Here is a 19,592-nt window from a genome sequence, read left to right as displayed (position 1 = left end):
TTATTTTATAAAATATCTATGAATTATCTGTAGAAGGCGGCGTATTCTCCAAACGATTATAAGCTTTAAAAGCTGAAATTGCCGATATAACCCCGCCTACTAAAAATAAAGTCGATCCTCCAACTAAGATGATACGACTGACATATGTTTCCCGTGCTTCTTCGACTTCTTCTTGTAACGCTGTAGGCATATGAATCCCCCCTTTATAAAAGTTGTTTTATCTCGCTATTTGCCGTGCAGTAAGACCCACATCTAAAAATTCAGGGGAAGCAAAGAATTTAGGTGGGGCCCTGCTGCCCGTAAAAGCCCGATTGGTGAGGGCTGATAAGCAGTGGGGGATGAACAAAAGCCCCACTGATTAAAGTTTCACTTTATAAATAGTATATACAAACGCCTAAAATGTGTTAAAATAACTGATGATTTTACGCAGTGAGTAATTAGATGAGTAGGATGCGAGTGGCTAAGTAAATCTTCATCACAAATTTATGTGAACTTCACATAGAGCACATATTAACATTGTATTATGTATATGTACCAAATAAATAAATAAAGTGAATGTAAGTTCTGTTTTCAAAAATTTAAAATCCTTTTATTTCTATATGAAAGTTTTAATCAAGGGTTTTAAAAAATTTGGAAATAGATCTTATGAATATGGAATTCATATAAAAGGGGAATGTCTTATGACAACATATACGAGTGAAATGAGAAAAACTTTAGTTTCAGAAGAAGATGTAGATATTTTAAAAATTATGGCGCATCCAATCAGACTGCAAATTGTAAATGAATTAAGTACGAGAAAAACTTGTAATGTAACACAATTAACAGAGTTACTGAATATTCCGCAATCTACTGTTTCACAACATTTATCAAAAATGAAGGGTAAAGTGTTACGAGCAGAGAGAAGAGGTTTAGAAATTTATTATCATATTAACAATTTAAAAGCGAGTAAGATTGTTAATGTTTTAGGGTATATAAACTAGTGAAATATTTTTATATAAAAAAGCCCCTGCTGTTGAGCAGGGGCTATTTTGTGTTGTTTTATGTATTTGTATTTAAAACTTTATAGTTTTTATGATTTACAATTGTTCGATCAAATTCAAAAGTACCACCGCTTACATTTGTAATTTCAACTAAGACCGATTCAGTATAAAGTTTTAATACAGATCCTGTAATCTTTAAATTATTTCGTTGAAAAAGTATAGTATCCCCTACGTTTGCTTTCATAGTACCTCCTCATTAAAGACAGAAATATTTTTTTATTATATATATTAAACCACGGATAGATATATTAGTGAATATTTAGTTTTATTTATTGGGAAAAAATTTGTTCTCTAATAGAAGAGTATAAAGTACTCTTATGTTAAAAGTTATATTTTATTTAAGTTTATCCCGCTATTTGTTGGGCAGTAAGACCCCCACCTCAAAATTCAGTGGAAGCAAAGAAGTTAGGTGGGGGCCCTGCTGCCCATAAAAGCCCGATTGGTGAGGGTTGATTAAAGTTTCACTTTATTATAAGCAAAGTAAATTGTTTTCAGCATTAGCGAAACAATATTTCTATGTAAATACTGCAGAGAAACAAATTATTCAAAAAACAGACACTATGTAGCACAAAACGTAAAGTAGATAAGTAAAGTTTTTTTCAGGAGTATAAGAAAAATATACGTTTATTAATAAGATCTCTAATTGGTAAAATTCCAATTAAAAACATAGAAAAACTTTAATATAAAAAGGTAATCAATTACAAATGGAGAAGTAATATATACGAAAGGAGAGATTTATATGAATAAAGGGAAAAAACAAGTTAGTCAACTTAGTTTTCTGGTGAATTTTATGAACGACAAGGGGAGTCTTGTGAAAATTTAATAGTATTATAGTATCCCCTTGTGAAAAAATGGTTGGGGGAATATATAAATGATAACAGAAATGAATATTAAAGTAGTTTGTGAAGAATCGTTTTCAAAAAGAGAAATAAAAATTTTAGAGACGTTTCTTTCAACTTTATCGGGGCATTCTAATGCTCTCGTTACAAAAGAAGGGATGTTTTTAAACCCATTAAGTAAAGAGAAGAGTGTGATTTATTATCATAACTTTGTATTTGTAAAATCACTTACAGAACAAATGTGTGCAGAATTAAAAGAAGTTTTAACAAGACGTATTAAAAATGCTTTCATTATGATGGAATTTGTAGAGCCAATTGTTACATTTGAAGAAACAATTATAAACGTATAAAGAAAGTCAGGCTTATGAATTGAGCTAATAAAACCGTCTCTTTAATAAATAGTAAAGAGACGGTTTTATTGTTTCACTTTTTAAAAAAGGGTTCAAAAACAAATGTAAATCGAGCTTATACAAAAACTACTTATTAAATAACTGTTACGTATTTAATAAGTAGTTTTTGTATTTCATCCTTCGTTTTGTGTAACTGATTCTACGTTTTTGACGCTCTGTCTTGTAAGTGCTTACATAAACGAAAACATCTTATACAATGAAGGTGTCAAATCAAAAGAGGTGACCAAAATGAACATAAAAAAAGTAAATTTAGCGAATAGCATTGAAATAGAAAGAGGAGGCGGAAAGGTATGAAAAAATCAACTGTTAATCCATGGTTTGTTGTCCTTGGCACAGTTATAGTACAAATGGGGCTTGGGACGATATATACATGGAGTTTATTCAATCAGCCTTTAGTTAGTAAATACGGTTGGAGTCTTAACGCTGTTGCGATAACTTTCTCAATTACTAGTCTTTCTTTAGCATTTTCAACTTTATTTGCGAGTAAATTGCAAGAAAAATGGGGACTTCGTAAACTTATTATGATAGCTGGATTAGCATTAGGACTAGGGTTAATACTTAGTTCACAAGCTTCTTCATTAATATTGCTTTATGTACTAGCAGGAGTTGTTGTAGGTTATGCAGATGGTACAGCATATATCACTTCACTATCAAATTTAATAAAGTGGTTTCCAGAGCGTAAAGGTTTAATTGCTGGTATTTCTGTCTCTGCATATGGTTCAGGTAGCTTAATCTTTAAATACGTTAACGCACAGTTGATTGAATCAGTTGGTGTATCGCAAGCATTTATATACTGGGGTTTAATTGTTACAGCTATGATTGTAATTGGTGCTTGTTTAATCCATCAAGCTGCAGATCAAGGAGCAGTTCATGAAACAAAAACTAAGGAATACACAACGAAAGAAATGTTAGGCACAAAACAAGTATACTTATTATTTATCATGTTATTTACATCATGTATGAGTGGCTTATACTTAATTGGTATGGTAAAAGACATTGGTGTTCAACTTGTAGGACTTAGCGCAGCAACAGCAGCTAATGCGGTGGCTATGGTTGCAATCTTCAATACATTAGGTCGTATCATTTTAGGACCGTTATCGGATAAAATTGGGCGTTTAAAAATCGTTACTGGTACTTTTGTTGTTATGGCGAGTTCAGTCTTAGTTCTAAGTTTTGTAGATTTAAATTATGGTATTTACTTCGTATGTGTAGCAAGTGTAGCGTTTTGCTTTGGTGGAAATATTACTATTTTCCCAGCTATTGTTGGTGATTTCTTCGGTATGAAAAACCATAGTAAGAACTACGGAATTGTGTATCAAGGATTTGGATTTGGGGCGCTTGCAGGTTCCTTTATCGGTGCACTTCTAGGTGGATTCAAACCAACGTTCATGGTGATCGGTGTATTATGTGTCGTGTCATTCATTATCGCAATTTTAATTCAAGCACCTAAACAGAAAAAAGAACAAGAAGAAGAGTATCGCAGCGTAGCATAAGTATACAAATCTTCTATAACACTATGATTACGAAAAAGCATCCTATTCTATTAATTAGGATGCTTTTTTTATGAGTTATTTTAACAAGGTTAAATTACTTTTGTGATTTTTATAGATGTAAAAGTGAGTGGAATACCCATTTGGAATATAATAAATTGATACATCATATTCGAAATATATATTAAATCTTAAATGATAAAGAAGACATTCATTAGTATTTGTAAGATATATTTTCAGAAAAATATTGAGAAAATATATACTTGAGTTTTTCATAAAGCATTGTAAATGAACGTATCTCTAGTTTATCTTCTTCAATTTTAAAAAGAGGAGTTTGAATTTTATTTATAATATAAGTACATTTAATGCGTTTAGGTATGATTTTATTAAGAAGCATTAAAATACTTTATCTGAAAAATAAAAAAAGATTGACAAGTTTATTGAGAAACATTATCATTTCGGTGTAAGATAGTAAATGAAAAACATTATCAATAAAATGGATTTTAAAGTAATGCGCACTTGACCAATTAGTTTAGTAAGTGTATTATTTTTTACAACATGACTGATAATGAAAATCAATATCATTTATGTTACTTAATGAAATTAATGTTTATGTGAAAGGATAGAGAAAATGAACTTAGGGGAATTTGATGGGCAAACAGTTTTAGTAACAGGTGCAGCACAAGGCATAGGCAGTGTTGTTGCCAAAATGTTTTTAGAAAGAGGAGCCACAGTTATTGCGGTTGATCAAAATGAAGAGGGGTTAAATGTACTCTTAAATCAAAATGAATTAAATAAAACACGTATGAAAACGTTTCGTTTAGATGTGAGTAATAGCGCTGCTGTTGAAGACATGGTAAATCATATTGCAAATGAAATAGCGCCAATAGATATTTTAATAAATGTTGCAGGGGTTTTACGTATGGGACCAATTCATTCGTTAAGTGATGAAGATTGGAATAAAACATTCTCTGTAAATACTACAGGGGTTTTCAATATGTCCCGAGCGGTAAGTAAAAATATGATGTTAAGAAAATCAGGGGCAATTGTTACAGTCGGTTCAAATGCGGCAAATACGCCGAGAATGGAGATGGCTGCGTATGCTGCGTCAAAGGCTGCAACGACGATGTTTATGAAATGTTTAGGACTAGAGCTTGCGGCATACAATATACGCTGCAACTTAGTTTCTCCAGGTTCTACTGAAACTGAGATGCAAAGATTACTATGGGCTGATGAGAATGGAGCTAAAAATATAATTGCTGGTTCTCAAAATACATATAGACTCGGAATTCCATTACAAAAAATTGCACAACCTTCAGAAGTTGCTGAAGCCGTGTTATTTTTAGCCTCAGATAGAGCAAGTCATATTACAATGCACAATTTATGTGTCGATGGCGGTGCTACGTTAGGAGTTTAATCAAAATTCAGGAGGTTATTATATTATGAATGAACATATAGCTGTAAAGGAATTGTCAGAAAAACTTTTAGAAGATTATAAGACTGAATCTTCATTCTTTTTTGCTTCACCAACTCGAACGATATTAGCAGAAGGAGAGTTTACTACAGTAAAGCATCGTGAAATTGAAAATTTCCCAGAGCTTGTGCAAGCGACATTAAGTAATGCGAAACAAGCTGGAAATCCAAATCCTATCGTTGTGGGTGCTTTGCCATTCGATCGTAGAAAAGAAGTCCAACTTATCGTACCAGAATATAGTAGGATTTCTGAGCGTTTACAATTGGATACAACAAATCAGCTTGAAACAAATGAGAACGTAACATTTGAAATGACGCCAATGCCAGACTCTGAAGTTTATATGAATGGTGTGAAGCAAGGAATTAAAAAAATACAGGACGGTGATTTAAAGAAAATCGTTCTATCTAGATCGTTAGATGTTAAATCTTCGGAAAAGATTGATAAGCAAAAACTTCTGCGAGAATTAGCAGAGCATAATAAGCATGGTTATACATTTGCTGTGAATTTACCGAAAGATGAAAAAGAGAACAGTAAGACGCTAATTGGAGCAAGTCCTGAATTACTTGTTTCACGTAATGGTATGCAAGTTATTTCTAACCCGTTAGCTGGTTCAAGGCCACGTAGTGAGGACCCAGTAGAAGATAAAAGAAGAGCAGAGGAATTACTTTCTTCTCCAAAAGATTTACATGAACATGCGGTAGTAGTGGAAGCGGTTGCCGCTGCACTTCGTCCGTATTGTCATACATTACATGTTCCAGAAAAGCCATCAGTTATTCATAGTGAAGCGATGTGGCATTTGTCTACAGAAGTGAAAGGTGAACTGAAGGATCCAAATACTTCTTCTTTACAATTAGCAATTGCCCTTCATCCTACGCCAGCAGTTTGCGGAACTCCGATGGAAAAAGCAAGAGAGGCTATACAGCATATTGAGCCATTTGACCGCGAGTTCTTTACAGGAATGCTAGGATGGAGCGATTTAAATGGAGATGGAGAATGGATTGTTACAATTCGTTGTGCTGAAGTACAAGAAAATACACTGCGTTTATATGCAGGAGCTGGAGTTGTTGCTGAGTCAAAACCAGAAGATGAGTTAGCAGAAACATCAGCTAAGTTCCAAACAATGCTAAAAGCTTTAGGGTTAAGAGATAGTTCACTTAATGAAAAATAGGGGGAAGAAAGAATGCTAGTAGGTTATACAGAATGGCCAAAAGAATTTGCCGATCGTTACCGAGAAGAAGGATGTTGGCTTGGTGAAACATTTGGAGGAGTGTTAAGAGAGCGGGCTGAGAAATATGGAGATCAAATCGCGGTTGTAAGTGGTAAGAAGCATATAACATATAGTGAACTTAATAAAAAGGTAGATCGTTTAGCAGCAGGTTTACTGAATTTAGGAATAAAGAAAGAGGACAGAGTTGTAATCCAGTTACCTAACATTATCGAGTTTTTCGAAATATGTTTTGCACTATTTCGAATTGGAGCGCTTCCTGTCTTTGCACTGCCGTCACATCGAAGCAGTGAAATTAGTTATTTTTGTGATTTTGGCGAGGCGAGCGCTTACGTTATTTCAGATAAGGCTCTCGGTTTTGATTATCGAAAACTAGCAAGAGAAGTGAAAGAGAAAGTGCCAAATTTACAACATGTAATTGTAGTGGGAGAAGAAGAAGAGTTTGTGAACATAAATGATCTGTATATGGATCCCGTCTCATTACCAGAAGTTCAGCCAAGTGATGTTGCGTTTCTCCAATTATCAGGAGGCACAACAGGTCTTTCTAAATTAATTCCTAGAACACATGATGACTATATTTATAGTTTACGTGTTAGCGCTAAAATTTGTAATTTGAATGCAGAAAGCGTCTATATGGCAGTTCTTCCAGTAGCACACAATTACCCAATGAGTTCTCCAGGGACATTTGGAACTTTCTATGCGGGTGGAAAAGTGGTATTGGCAACTGGTGGTAGTCCAGATGAGGCATTTGCTCTTATCGAAAAAGAAAAAGTTACAATTACAGCGCTCGTTCCGCCATTAGCAATGATTTGGCTTGATGCTGCATCTTCTCGTAATACCGATTTATCGAGCCTAGAGGTTATTCAAGTAGGTGGTGCTAAGTTTAGTGCTGAGGTAGCAAGACGTATACGCCCTACATTTGGATGTACGTTACAGCAAGTATTCGGTATGGCGGAAGGATTAGTGAACTATACAAGATTAGACGATCCGGAAGAAATTATTATTCATACACAAGGTAGACCAATGTCTGCACTCGATGAAGTACGAGTTGTTGATGAAAATGACAACGATGTACAACCGGGCGAAGTAGGTAGTTTATTAACACGAGGTCCATATACAATTCGTGGTTACTATAAAGCCGAAGAGCATAATGCACGATCATTTACAAAGGATGGATTTTATCGCACAGGTGATCTTGTAAAAGTAAATGAACAAGGATACATCATTGTAGAAGGAAGAGATAAAGATCAAATTAACCGTGGTGGTGAGAAAGTTGCTGCAGAAGAAGTTGAAAATCATCTATTAGCACACGATGCGGTCCATGACGTAGCAATTGTATCTATGCCTGACGATTATTTAGGTGAACGCACCTGTGCTTTTGTTATAGCTCGCGGACAAGTTCCGGCAGTAAGTGAATTAAAAATGTTTTTAAGAGAACGTGGTATAGCGGCTTATAAAATTCCAGATCGAATTGAATTTATTGAATCATTTCCGCAAACAGGAGTCGGAAAAGTCAGCAAAAAAGAACTACGTAAAGTCATTGCTGAAAAACTTATTACAGTAAAACAATAATAAAAACCGGAAGGAAGTGATTAGATGGCTATTCCATCTATTTCAGTATATAAAATGCCAATTGAATCAGAACTACCGAAAAATAAAGTGAATTGGACACCAGATTCGAAACGTGCAGTACTTTTAATTCATGACATGCAAGAATATTTTCTTGATGCATATAGCGATAAAGAATCACCAAAAGTAGAACTTGTTTCAAATATTAAAATGATAAGAGAAAAATGTAAGGAACTTGGTATACCAGTTGTTTATACAGCACAACCTGGTGGGCAAACGTTAGAACAACGAGGTTTATTACAAGACTTTTGGGGTGACGGTATACCTGCTGGACCAGATAAAAAGAAAATTGTTGATGAACTTACTCCTGATGAAGATGATATATTCCTAACAAAATGGAGATATAGTGCATTTAAAAAGACAAATCTATTAGAAATTTTAAATGAACAAGGAAGAGATCAACTCATTATTTGCGGTATTTATGCGCATATTGGCTGTCTTTTAACAGCTTGTGAAGCATTTATGGATGGTATAGAGCCGTTCTTTGTAGCAGATGCAGTTGCTGATTTTTCACTAGAGCATCATAAACAAGCATTGGAGTATGCATCTAATAGATGTGCAGTAACGACATCAACAAACCTACTGTTAAAAGATTTACAAAGTGTAAAAGGTGATGAGGGTGAAGGAATCACTATACAGGAAGTGCATGAACTAGTTGCACAACTACTTCGTGAGCCAGTAGAGAGTATTGATATTGATGAGGACTTATTAAATAGAGGGCTTGATTCGGTCAGAATTATGAGTTTAGTAGAGAAGTGGCGTCGTGAAGGGAAAGAAATCACTTTTGTAGATTTAGCAGAACGTCCAACTGTTACAGGTTGGTACAGTTTACTATCTTCACAAACAGCACAGGTGCTGTAACAAATAGACTACATAATAAAGGGGTAGTAAAGAATGCCTAACAGTCAAAAGATTCGTCATTCGTTATCATCTGCGCAGTCTGGTATGTGGTTTGCGCAACAATTAGATCCGCTTAATCCAATTTATAATACTGGGGAATATGTAGAAATAAACGGAAATATTCATCAAGACATTTTTGAATTAGCTGTACGTAAAGTTGTAATGGAAACAGAAGCACTTCATGTTCGCTTCGAAGAGGATGAAATTGGCCCATGGCAAGTTATTGAAGAATCACAGTTTCATATGCATTTTATTGACGTTCGTAAAGAAGAAAATCCTGAAGAAGCTGCTAAAGTATGGATGAAAAATGATTTATCTATGCCAGTCGATTTGAAAAAAGATACTTTATTTACTGAAGCACTTATTCAAGTTGAAAATAATCGTTTCTTTTGGTATCAGCGCATCCATCACATTGTGATGGATGGCTATGGATTTTCACTTCTTAGCCAAAAAGTAGCGAATGAGTATACATCACTTATAGAAGAAACAAACAAGAATGAAAAACCATTTGGTTCTCTTGCAAAAGTCGTGCAAGAAGATATTGAGTATCGTGAGTCTAAACAATTTCAGGAAGATCGTACTTTTTGGTTAGAAAAGTTTGCAGATGCCCCAGAAGTTGTAAGTTTGGCAGAACGAGCACCGAGAACATCAAATGGATTTTCACGAGAAACAGCTTATTTATCTAGTTCTAGCACGAAAACTTTACTAGAAGATATCAATATTTCGTTAACAAGTTGGCCGGAATTCATTGTCGCTGTAACAAGTATTTATATGCATAAATTAACAGGTGAAAATGATATTGTTTTAGGTTTACCGATGATGGGACGTCTAGGTTCTGTATCTATTCATACACCAAGTATGGTAATGAATTTAGTTCCACTTCGTATTACAGTAACTCCAAATATAACTCTTGCGGAATTATTGCAGCAAGTTTCTAAAGAAATCCGAGATGTACGTCGCCATTATAAATACCGTCATGAGGAATTAAGAAGAGATTTAAAGTTACTAGGTGAAAATCAAAGGTTGTTTGGACCGTTAGTGAATGTTATGCCTTTTGATTACGGGCTTAATTTTGCTGGAAATCGTGGTATTACGCATAACTTATCAGCAGGACCTGTCGATGATTTATCGATAAATGTATATAAACGTTTTGATCAAAATGAGATAATGATTCATTTTGATGCAAATCCTGAAGTATATAATAACGCGGAGCTAGCATTGCATAAAGAAAGATTTATGAATCTATTTGAATTAGTAATAAATAATTATGAGAAAAACGAGTCGATTGGAAAAATAAACATTACTCTGCCTGAAGAAAATCATAAAGTTTTATTGGAATGGAATGAAACGAAGGAAGACGATGAATTAATCAGTCTGCCTATATCATTTGAAAAACAAGTGAAAAAAAATCCCAATAAACTAGCGATTACTTGTGACGGTGTAATCCTTACGTATAAAGAGCTAAATGAACGAGCGAATGAACTAGCACATTATTTAGTAGAAGAAGGAATACGACCAAATCAGTTTGTAGCTTTAGTATTCCCTAGATCAATAGAAATGGTAGTTAGTATGCTAGCAGTCTTAAAGGCTGGTGCAGCGTATTTACCAATAGATCCAGAATACCCAGCAGATAGAGTTACTTATATAGTAAATGATGCAAAACCAGTTTGTATCATAACACATTCATCTGTTTCATCTAAGTTAGTTATAGAAAAGGATATGAAAAAAATTGTATTAGATGACGAAGAAACGAAACTAGCGTTACATACATATTCTCGTATGAATATAGCATGTAAGAATGATGTATCACTGTTAAACCCAGCCTATACAATATATACTTCAGGCTCAACAGGAAACCCAAAAGGTGTAATTGTTCCTATGAGAGGTTTAAGTAACTTTTTAATGGCTATGCAACAAAAGTTTTCATTAAATGAAAATGATCATTTATTAGCAGTTACAACGTTTGCATTTGATATTTCTGCACTAGAAATTTATTTACCTCTTATTAGTGGTGCAAGTTTAACAATTGCGCAAAAAGAAGACATACAAGAGCCTTCTGCATTAACGACACTTTTACATGAAGAAAGAGTGACCATTATGCAGGCTACACCGACGCTTTGGCAGGCGTTAGTAACTGATTATCCAGAGAAGCTACAAGGGCTAAGCATACTTGTTGGTGGTGAAGCTCTTCCAGCGCATTTAGCAAATAAATTACGAGAATTAGGTTGCTCAATAACTAATTTATATGGACCAACTGAAACGACGATTTGGTCTACTTTCATGAACATTGATGAAGGTGAAAAGGGCATACCTCCTATTGGAAAACCAATTTGCAATACAGAAGTGTATGTATTGGATGCAGGGTTACAACCAGTGCCACCTGGAGTTATTGGGGAATTATATATTGCAGGGGAAGGACTTGCAAGCGGATATTTAGGAAAACCTGAGTTAACAGCTGAACGGTTTGTTGCAAATCCTTATGGAGAATCAGGGAAGCGCATGTACCGTACAGGAGATCTTGTGAAATGGCGTAGTGATGGTGCGTTAGAGTACATTAGTCGCGCAGATCATCAAATTAAAATTCGTGGATTCCGAATTGAATTAGCTGAAATTGAAACGGTATTACAACGACATGAAAATATTCAACAAGCGGTAGTAATGGTACGAGAAGATCGTGCAAATGATAAACGCATCATTGCGTATATCGTTGCAGAAGAAAAGGAACCGATTAATCTTTCAGAAATTCGTTCTTATGTTTCAGAAAGTTTAGCGAATTATATGATACCATCGACATTTGTTGTGCTAGAAGTATTACCATTAACGCCAAATGGTAAGGTTGACAGAAAGAAATTACCTGCTCCTGATTTTAATGGAATGAACAATGAGAGAGTTGCTAGAAATCCGAAAGAAGAAATATTATGTGATTTATTTGCAGAAGTACTTGGTGTTTCTCGAATTAGCATTGATGATAATTTCTTTGAAATGGGTGGACATTCACTTCTCGCATCTCGTTTAATGGCAAGAATTCGTGAAACGTTAAGTGTGGAATTAGGAATTGGGAAACTATTTGAATCACCAACTGTTGCCGAACTGGCGAAACAATTAAACCATGCAAAAAGCGCAAGACCAGCTATTCAGAAAGCAAGTAGGCCAAATGAAGTTCCACTTTCATTTGCACAGCGCAGGTTATGGTTCTTAAATTGTTTAGAAGGTCCAAGTCCTACTTATAATATTCCGCTAGTCATTCGTATGAATGGAATATTGAATCGGGAAGCATTACAAGGTGCTTTTTATGATGTAGTTGAGAAACATGAAACACTTAGAACAATTTTCCCTAACGTATTAGGTAGTTCCTATCAGAAAATTTTAGATATGGAAAACTTAAATTTAGAAATGGTTATAACTAATACATGTAAAGATGAATTAGAAAGTGTACTTTCAGAGGCGGTAAGATATAGCTTTAACCTCGATTTTGAGCCGGCAGTTCGTTTGCAACTTTTTACAATGAGTGAAAACGAACATGTATTATTAATTCTATTACATCATATTGTAGGTGATGGCTGGTCATTACAGCCGTTAACGAGAGATTTTACAGCGGCGTATAAAGCGCGATGTCAAGGTGACAGAGTTCAGCTGGAGACACTACCAGTTCAATACGCAGATTATGCACTTTGGCAACAGCAATTGCTAGGTGATGAAACGACACAAGAGAGTCTTATTTCAACACAATTAGATTTTTGGAAAGAAGAACTTAAAGGTTTACCAGACCAAATGGAGTTACCTACAGATTTCCAGCGTCCAATTGAGACGAGTTACCGCGGGGAAACAATTCATTTTCATATAGATGAAGGTATGCATAGTAGGTTAGTAGAGCTTGCACGTAAAAATGGAGTTAGTTTGTTTATGGTATTGCAAGCAGGGCTTAGTGCACTATTTACAAGATTAGGTGCAGGCACTGATATACCAATTGGAAGTCCGATTGCTGGAAGAAATGATGATGTACTTTCAGATATTGTTGGTTTATTTGTAAATACATTAGTGTTACGTACAAATACTTCAGGAGATCCAAGTTTTAAAGAATTATTAAATAGAGTGAAGCAGGTAAATCTTGCAGCTTATGAAAATCAAGATGTTCCATTTGAAAGGCTTGTTGAAGTATTAAATCCAGTACGTACTCGAAACAGCCATCCGTTGTTTCAAGTTATGTTAGCTTTTCAAAATACACCAGAAGCAACGTTTCATGTACCAGATTTAGAAGCGAGCCTTGAAATTCAAAGCGTTGGTTCTGCAAAATTTGATTTAACATTTGAAATTAGTGAGAGTAACGGGGTTGATGGTACTCCGAACGGTTTACATGGATTACTAGAGTTTAGTACCGATTTATATAAACGTGAAACGGTTCAAAAACTAATAGAACGATTCATTTTGTTATTAGATGATGCAACTACAAATCCAGATCAATCCATTGGCAGATTAGAAATATTAACTTTAGCAGAGAAAAATACAGTGTTAGAAAAGTGGAATGGTGGTTTTCAAATTGCACCAGAAATGACATTGCCACAATTGTTTGAAAAGCAGGCTCATATAAATCCAAATTCTATTGCTGTTGTCTTTGAAGATAAGAAATTAACTTATGAAGAGTTAAATAGAAAAGCAAATAAAATAGCTCGATTCCTAATAGCAAAAGGGATTGGTCCTGATCAACTCGTTGCTTTAGCGATGCCAAGATCATTAAACATGGTTGTAAGCTTATTAGCTGTTCTTAAAGCTGGTGCTGGATACCTTCCGTTAGATCCAGATTACCCAGCAGACCGTATTTCATTTATGCTACACGATGCGAAACCATCATGTGTTTTAACGAATTCAGAAGTGGAAATTGAATGTAATGAGGCACTAAAAGTTTTAGTTGATGATGTGAAAGTAATAGCAGAGGTTGAGAAATATAGTGAAGACAATATTGATGAAGTGGAACGAATTAAGCCATTATCTCCATCACATATTGCTTACGTTATTTATACGTCAGGGTCAACGGGCAGACCGAAAGGCGTTATGATACCTCATCAAAATGTAGTGAGACTTTTAGGAGCAACTGATCATTGGTTCCAGTTTGACGGAAACGATGTTTGGACGATGTTCCATTCATATGCTTTTGATTTCTCGGTTTGGGAAATTTGGGGACCTTTATTATACGGAGGGCGTTTAGTTGTAGTCCCACATACTGTAAGTCGCTCGCCGAAAGAATTTTTACAGCTTCTTGTTAAAGAAAAGGTTACGGTTTTAAACCAAACTCCATCAGCGTTCTACCAATTGATGCAAGCAGATCGTGAAAATGAAGAGATTGGCCAAAAATTATCTTTACGATATGTTGTTTTTGGAGGAGAAGCACTTGAGCTAAGTCGCTTAGAAGATTGGTATAGTCGACATCCTCATAACGCACCAAAGCTTATTAATATGTATGGTATTACAGAGACGACAGTACATGTTAGTTATATTGAATTAGATGAAACTATCGTCTCTTTACGGGCAAATAGTTTAATTGGGTGCAGTATACCTGACCTTAAAGTGTATGTGTTAGATAACTATTTACAACCAGTCCCACCTGGAGTAGTTGGAGAAATGTATGTTGCAGGTGCAGGACTTGCGCGTGGATATTTAGGAAGAGCAGGATTAACGGCTGAACGCTTTATCGCAGATCCATTTGGCAAGCCAGGTACAAGAATGTATCGTACAGGAGACTTAGCTCGCTGGCGTAATGATGGGACGCTAGATTATATAGGACGTGCAGATCATCAAATCAAAATTCGTGGATTCCGAATTGAATTAGGAGAAATAGAAGCAGTCATAATGAAGCACCCTAAAGCTGAGCAAGTAGCCGTTATTGTACGTGAAGATCAACCAGGGGATAAACGGTTAGTTTCTTATATCGTTGCATCAAATAATGAAGCAATTGATACGAATGAAATGCGTCAGTTTGCTAGTGGTAGTTTACCAGATTATATGGTTCCATACGCTTTTGTAGTAGTAAATGAGTTACCTTTAACTCCAAATGGTAAATTAGATAGAAAGGCATTGCCAGCTCCAGCATTTATCGCATCATCTTCTAGTCGTGGTCCAAGAACACCGCAAGAAGAAATGTTATGTGACTTGTTTACAGAAGTGCTAAGTGTACCTCAAATTGGAATTGATGACGGATTCTTTGATCTTGGTGGTCATTCACTCCTTGCAGTGCAGCTTATGAGCCGCATGAAAGAGGCGCTTGGAGTGGAACTAAACATTGGTACTTTATTTGCAGCACCGACTGTTGCAGGGTTAGCTGAAAGACTTGAGATGGGGAATGGTCAAAGTGCACTTGATGTGTTGCTTCCATTACGAGCAAGCGGGGATCAATTACCACTATTTTGTGTACATCCAGCAGGTGGATTAAGTTGGTGCTATGCAGGACTTATGAAATCTTTAGGAACAGATTATCCAATTTATGGTGTGCAAGCACGTGGTATTGCTAAAAATGAAGAACTTCCAAAAAGTTTAGAGGAGATGGCGGCGGATTACTTGAAACACGTTCGTGAAGTACAGCCTCATGGACCATATCGTTTATTAGGTTGGTCGCTTGGAGGAAATGTTGTGCATGCAATGGCGGCGCAATTACAAAATGAAGGGGAAGAAGTAGAATTACTCGTTATGCTTGACTCTTATCCTGGACACTTCTTACCGAATACGGAAGCGCCTACTGAAGAGGAAGCGTTAATCGCATTACTTGCTTTAGGCGGATATGACCCAGATAACATGGATGGTAAACCACTTACAATGGAAAGTGTAGTTGAAATCCTTCGTAAAGATGGAAGTGCATTAGCAAGTCTTGAAGAAGAGACTATATTGAACTTGAAAGAAACATATGTAAATTCAGTAGGGTTGTTAGGGAAATATGTACCGAAAGTTTATAACGGAGATATCCTGTTCTTTAGATCTACTGTTATACCAGACTGGTTTGATCCTATTTCTCCAAATACGTGGCTAAATTATTTAGACGGGCAAATTGTGCAGCACGATATTGATTGTAGACATAAAGATCTATGTCAGCCAGGTCCGCTTACGGAAATTGGACAAGTATTAGCGAAATATTTGCAGAATAAGAAAGGGGTAAGTAGAGTATGACGAATCCATTTGAAAATGATAATTACACATATAAAGTATTAATAAATGAGGAGGGCCAGTATTCTCTCTGGCCTGCTTTTCTCGATGTACCTATTGGCTGGAATATCGTATATGAAGAAGCTAGTAGGCAGAGCTGCTTAGAATATGTTGAATATAACTGGAAAGATTTGAATCCAAAAAGTAATCAAGTTCGCGAAAAAACATTAGCAGGAAAACGATAATGAAAGAAAAACTAAATCCAAAAGTAGTTGTAAGTATCGTTTATATAACTGCGATGTTTATGGCTGCGATGGACGCAACGATTGTAAATGTAGCACTGCAAACGATAAGTAGAGAACTACAAGTACCTGCATCTGCAATGGGGACGGTTAATGTTGGATATTTAGTTAGTTTAGCTGTTTTCCTTCCGATTTCTGGTTGGTTAGGAGATCGATTTGGTACGAAAAGAGTGTTTTTAATTGCTCTTTTCGTATTTACAATTGCCTCTACTTTATGCGGAATGGCTAACGATATTACTTCATTGAATATTTTCCGTATTATTCAAGGTGCTGGTGGAGGGCTTTTAACACCAGTTGGAATGGCAATGTTATTTCGAACATTTTCACCAGAGGAAAGACCGAAGATTTCTCGGTTCATTATACTTCCAATTGCTGTAGCACCAGCAATTGGTCCTATCATCGGTGGTTTCTTTGTAGATCAAATGTCTTGGCGTTGGGCATTTTATATTAATTTACCGTTTGGAATCGTTGCATTGCTATTTGGACTTCTATTTTTAGCAGAGCATGTTGAAAAATCAGCTGGTCGCTTTGATTCGCTCGGCTTTATTTTATCAGCACCAGGATTTGCGATGCTCATATATGCGCTCAGCCAGGGACCATCAAAAGGGTGGATTTCTCCAGAAATTATGAGTACTGGGATAGCTGGGGGTGTATTCATTACATTGTTTATAATCGTAGAACTGAAAGTAAAGCAACCGATGTTAGATTTACGTTTATTAAAAGAACCAGTGTTTAGAAAGATGAGTCTTATATCATTATTTTCATCAGCTGGTTTACTAGGAATGTTATTTGTTTTTCCACTTATGTATCAAAATGTGATAGGAGTTTCCGCGCTGGAATCAGGACTTACGACATTTCCAGAGGCGATTGGATTAATGATTTCTTCACAAATTGTGCCATGGTCATATAAAAAATTAGGAGCGCGAAAGGTAATTTCTATTGGATTAATTTGTACCGTGGTTATCTTTGTTTTATTAAGTTTTGTAAATCACGATACGAATCCGTGGCAAATCCGCGCATTATTGTTTGGTATCGGTATTTTCTTAGGTCAATCTGTCGGTGCGGTTCAATTTTCTGCCTTTAACAATATCACGCCGCCTTCTATGGGGAGAGCTACTACTATATTCAATGTGCAAAATCGATTAGGTTCAGCAATAGGAGTAGCTGTTTTAGCTAGTATACTAGCTGGTTTTGGAAGTAATAACGCTCAATCCGATTTTTTACCATATCAAGCAGCATTAATTGGATCAGCAATATTTTTGCTCATAGCACTACTATTTTCTTTACGTATTTCCGATAAAGAGGTAATGTCAAAGAAGAAAGAAAAAACATTATCTGTATCAGAAAAAGAGAAAGTACTTGTCAATGAATAACAATATACGCATGCTTTCTTATGAAAATTGATATTCGTTGAATAAAGGAGAGTTTACATGATAGAAAGTAAAGTTGTAGATTCTATTCCAACTTTGAATGAGAATGATTGTCAAATATGGTGGGCAAGAATTTCGGATTTACAATCATGGCATTACAATTTACTAAATGATATAGAGCGAGAGAAAGCAAATTCGTATCATCATTCGGCAGATCGAGCTCGTTTTATAATAGGTTGCGTAATAAGTAGATTAGTTCTCGGTAAGATACTTTCTATGTCACCAGTCCAAGTACCAATTGATCGAATGTGCTCAGTATGTAAAGTGCAGCATGGAAGACCACAATTACCAGAAGGTATGCCGCAATTATCCGTTTCGCATTCAGGTGAGTGGGTTGTCGTTGCTTTTACAAAATCTGCACCTGTTGGCATAGATGTAGAACAAATGAATCCAAATGTAGATGTTATGAAAATGGCAGAAGGTGTATTAACAGACGTTGAAATAGCGCAAGTTATGAAACTGCCAAATGAACAGAAAATAGAAGGTTTTTTAACATATTGGACTCGAAAAGAAGCGGTGCTGAAAGCGACAGGTGAAGGACTAATGATTCCACCAGTACATATTACAGTATCAGCTCCAAATGATCCTCCAAACTTATTGGTTTTTAAGGATAGACAAGAGTTAGTAAGTAATACAATGATGGAAGATGTAAGGCCTAGTTTAGATTATAGTGCTTCTGTTGCAATATTCAGTAAGGACGTGACTAAAATTACGCAATTAGACGCGGCAGCACTTTTAAATCTTAAATAAAAAAATTACAGAAGAGGTGTTCCTCATGTTAGTAGCGGAAAATAGAAAGAATGAATTCACTTATAATGTACAAGCAATTAAAAATATTTTATTTTCTGGAGATACATCATCCATTCATGCTTTAGAAAAGCTTTTAAATGATACAGTTCAGTTTGATGTTCTTGAACAAGAGGCACTTGGTAGACAGTACATCCCGAAAGAAGCAAAAAATTTCTTTGATAAAGATGGAACATTTCTTTACCGTGTATCTAATGTTAGTTATAAAGGCAAGGTGTTATCTGAAAATCTAATTTTTGCAGACACTTCGTTTTTACCGGACGCAATAAAGAGTGAATTAGAGAGTGGAAATATTCCTGTTGAAAAGCTTATAGAAAAGATGGAAGTAAGAAGAAACGTATTATATGAAGGATATCAGCCGTCTGGAAATATTATTGAATTGTTTGATGGATGTTCTGTTACAGCGAATGTGTATCCAACTAGAAAGTATCAAATTGTAAGTAACTGCAAATGTGTATTTTATATTTGTGAAGTGTATCATGCAGAGAATATAAAGCAATTGCTTAAATAAAAACAAGAAACCAGCCTATAAAATGGCTGGTTTCTTGTTTATTTAACAGCTTCTTTTAATTCTTTACCTGCTTTAAATGCAGGAACTTTACCAGCAGCGATTTGAATTTCTTCGCCAGTTTGCGGATTACGTCCTGTACGAGCAGATCTTTCGCGCACTTCAAAAGTTCCAAACCCGATTAGTTGAACTTTATCTCCAGATTGTAATGCATTAGCAATTGTGTCAAATACGGATTGTACAGCTGCAGAAGCGTCCTTTTGAGAAATATCAGCTGATTGAGCTACGTTTTTAATTAATTCTGTTTTGTTCATGTTTTCACCTCATAAAAAAATTTTTGGAATGAATGTTTTAGTATAATAGATAGTAAAGATAAAGCTATCACTATGATTAGAAAGAATACTATATAA

15 protein-coding genes are annotated in these 19,592 nt (G+C 35.5%); 12 read left to right on the top strand and 3 right to left on the bottom strand.

The features are described from left to right. Positions 1-16 precede the first annotated feature (16 nt). Positions 17-190: a hypothetical protein gene (locus ACTFSL_RS14630; RefSeq protein WP_001141668.1), complete on the bottom strand. Its 174-nt coding sequence runs from the start codon at positions 188-190 to the stop codon at positions 17-19. Between the two features lie 490 nt (positions 191-680). Between ACTFSL_RS14630 and ACTFSL_RS14625 the strand changes: the two genes are divergently transcribed. Continuing rightward, the gene (locus tag ACTFSL_RS14625; RefSeq protein WP_000214801.1) at positions 681-980 is read left to right on the top strand and encodes an ArsR/SmtB family transcription factor; all 300 of its coding nucleotides are present in this window, start codon (positions 681-683) and stop codon (positions 978-980) included. A gap of 58 nt (positions 981-1,038) precedes the next feature. Here the strand turns inward: ACTFSL_RS14625 and ACTFSL_RS14620 are convergent, their stop codons facing one another. Beyond that, positions 1,039-1,224, bottom strand: coding sequence for a YkvS family protein (locus ACTFSL_RS14620; RefSeq protein WP_000646793.1), 186 nt, complete (start codon positions 1,222-1,224; stop codon positions 1,039-1,041). Positions 1,225-1,911: 687 nt separating this feature from the next. Here ACTFSL_RS14620 and ACTFSL_RS14615 point away from each other — a divergent pair. The 11 genes from ACTFSL_RS14615 (at position 1,912) to ACTFSL_RS14565 (ending at position 19,185) form a co-directional block, all read left to right on the top strand. Beyond that, positions 1,912-2,229 carry a hypothetical protein gene (locus tag ACTFSL_RS14615; protein WP_000627304.1) on the top strand — a complete coding sequence of 106 codons (318 nt, stop codon included), beginning with the start codon at positions 1,912-1,914 and terminating at the stop codon, positions 2,227-2,229. Between the two features lie 350 nt (positions 2,230-2,579). Then, positions 2,580-3,782, top strand: a complete 1,203-nt coding sequence (locus ACTFSL_RS14610; RefSeq protein WP_000750111.1) for an L-lactate MFS transporter — start codon at positions 2,580-2,582, stop codon at positions 3,780-3,782. Positions 3,783-4,410: 628 nt separating this feature from the next. Beyond that, positions 4,411-5,196: a 2,3-dihydro-2,3-dihydroxybenzoate dehydrogenase gene (dhbA, locus tag ACTFSL_RS14605; RefSeq protein WP_001048437.1), complete on the top strand. Its 786-nt coding sequence runs from the start codon at positions 4,411-4,413 to the stop codon at positions 5,194-5,196. Between the two features lie 25 nt (positions 5,197-5,221). Next, positions 5,222-6,421: an isochorismate synthase DhbC gene (gene dhbC / locus ACTFSL_RS14600; protein ID WP_088338819.1), complete on the top strand. Its 1,200-nt coding sequence runs from the start codon at positions 5,222-5,224 to the stop codon at positions 6,419-6,421. Between the two features lie 12 nt (positions 6,422-6,433). After that, positions 6,434-8,050, top strand: a complete 1,617-nt coding sequence (locus tag ACTFSL_RS14595; protein ID WP_000960125.1) for a (2,3-dihydroxybenzoyl)adenylate synthase — start codon at positions 6,434-6,436, stop codon at positions 8,048-8,050. Positions 8,051-8,074: 24 nt separating this feature from the next. After that, positions 8,075-8,968, top strand: coding sequence for an isochorismatase family protein (locus ACTFSL_RS14590; protein ID WP_440041923.1), 894 nt, complete (start codon positions 8,075-8,077; stop codon positions 8,966-8,968). Between the two features lie 33 nt (positions 8,969-9,001). Beyond that, the gene (locus tag ACTFSL_RS14585; RefSeq protein ID WP_440041921.1) at positions 9,002-16,159 is read left to right on the top strand and encodes an amino acid adenylation domain-containing protein; all 7,158 of its coding nucleotides are present in this window, start codon (positions 9,002-9,004) and stop codon (positions 16,157-16,159) included. Beyond that, a complete protein-coding gene (locus tag ACTFSL_RS14580) occupies positions 16,156-16,380 on the top strand; it encodes an MbtH family protein (RefSeq protein ID WP_000184055.1) in 225 nt (74 codons plus the stop codon). Before ACTFSL_RS14585 ends, ACTFSL_RS14580 begins: the two co-directional genes overlap by 4 nt. Beyond that, entirely contained in the window at positions 16,380-17,810 is a 1,431-nt protein-coding gene (locus tag ACTFSL_RS14575) for an MDR family MFS transporter (RefSeq protein ID WP_000660197.1), read from the top strand. The genes ACTFSL_RS14580 and ACTFSL_RS14575 overlap by 1 nt, the downstream gene beginning before the upstream one ends. A gap of 57 nt (positions 17,811-17,867) precedes the next feature. Beyond that, a complete protein-coding gene (gene sfp / locus ACTFSL_RS14570; RefSeq protein WP_088338816.1) occupies positions 17,868-18,617 on the top strand; it encodes a 4'-phosphopantetheinyl transferase Sfp in 750 nt (249 codons plus the stop codon). Positions 18,618-18,642: 25 nt separating this feature from the next. Then, positions 18,643-19,185, top strand: a complete 543-nt coding sequence (locus ACTFSL_RS14565; RefSeq protein WP_000959126.1) for a hypothetical protein — start codon at positions 18,643-18,645, stop codon at positions 19,183-19,185. A 38-nt stretch (positions 19,186-19,223) separates the two neighbouring features. Here the strand turns inward: ACTFSL_RS14565 and ACTFSL_RS14560 are convergent, their stop codons facing one another. Further along, positions 19,224-19,496, bottom strand: a complete 273-nt coding sequence (locus ACTFSL_RS14560) for an HU family DNA-binding protein (protein ID WP_001043905.1) — start codon at positions 19,494-19,496, stop codon at positions 19,224-19,226. Positions 19,497-19,592 lie beyond the last annotated feature (96 nt).

The organism is Bacillus cereus group sp. MYBK108-1 (assembly GCF_051917185.1).
Classification (GTDB): Bacteria; Bacillota; Bacilli; order Bacillales; family Bacillaceae_G; genus Bacillus_A; species Bacillus_A cereus.
Note: the sequence above shows the minus strand (reverse complement) of the source record. Positions and strands in the feature narration are given on the sequence as shown.

What these genes read in the sequence shown, in the direction of transcription:
- ACTFSL_RS14610 (WP_000750111.1), top strand. Translation starts at nt 2,580, where the DNA reads ATGAAAAAATCAACTGTTAATCCATGGTTTGTTGTCCTTGGCACAGTT.
- ACTFSL_RS14585 (WP_440041921.1), top strand. Translation starts at nt 9,002, where the DNA reads ATGCCTAACAGTCAAAAGATTCGTCATTCGTTATCATCTGCGCAGTCT.
- ACTFSL_RS14630 (WP_001141668.1), bottom strand. Translation starts at nt 190, where the DNA reads ATGCCTACAGCGTTACAAGAAGAAGTCGAAGAAGCACGGGAAACATAT.
- ACTFSL_RS14575 (WP_000660197.1), top strand. Translation starts at nt 16,380, where the DNA reads ATGAAAGAAAAACTAAATCCAAAAGTAGTTGTAAGTATCGTTTATATA.
- ACTFSL_RS14620 (WP_000646793.1), bottom strand. Translation starts at nt 1,224, where the DNA reads ATGAAAGCAAACGTAGGGGATACTATACTTTTTCAACGAAATAATTTA.
- ACTFSL_RS14565 (WP_000959126.1), top strand. Translation starts at nt 18,643, where the DNA reads ATGTTAGTAGCGGAAAATAGAAAGAATGAATTCACTTATAATGTACAA.
- dhbC (WP_088338819.1), top strand. Translation starts at nt 5,222, where the DNA reads ATGAATGAACATATAGCTGTAAAGGAATTGTCAGAAAAACTTTTAGAA.
- ACTFSL_RS14595 (WP_000960125.1), top strand. Translation starts at nt 6,434, where the DNA reads ATGCTAGTAGGTTATACAGAATGGCCAAAAGAATTTGCCGATCGTTAC.
- ACTFSL_RS14625 (WP_000214801.1), top strand. Translation starts at nt 681, where the DNA reads ATGACAACATATACGAGTGAAATGAGAAAAACTTTAGTTTCAGAAGAA.
- ACTFSL_RS14580 (WP_000184055.1), top strand. Translation starts at nt 16,156, where the DNA reads ATGACGAATCCATTTGAAAATGATAATTACACATATAAAGTATTAATA.
- ACTFSL_RS14615 (WP_000627304.1), top strand. Translation starts at nt 1,912, where the DNA reads ATGATAACAGAAATGAATATTAAAGTAGTTTGTGAAGAATCGTTTTCA.
- ACTFSL_RS14590 (WP_440041923.1), top strand. Translation starts at nt 8,075, where the DNA reads ATGGCTATTCCATCTATTTCAGTATATAAAATGCCAATTGAATCAGAA.
- ACTFSL_RS14560 (WP_001043905.1), bottom strand. Translation starts at nt 19,496, where the DNA reads ATGAACAAAACAGAATTAATTAAAAACGTAGCTCAATCAGCTGATATT.
- sfp (WP_088338816.1), top strand. Translation starts at nt 17,868, where the DNA reads ATGATAGAAAGTAAAGTTGTAGATTCTATTCCAACTTTGAATGAGAAT.
- dhbA (WP_001048437.1), top strand. Translation starts at nt 4,411, where the DNA reads ATGAACTTAGGGGAATTTGATGGGCAAACAGTTTTAGTAACAGGTGCA.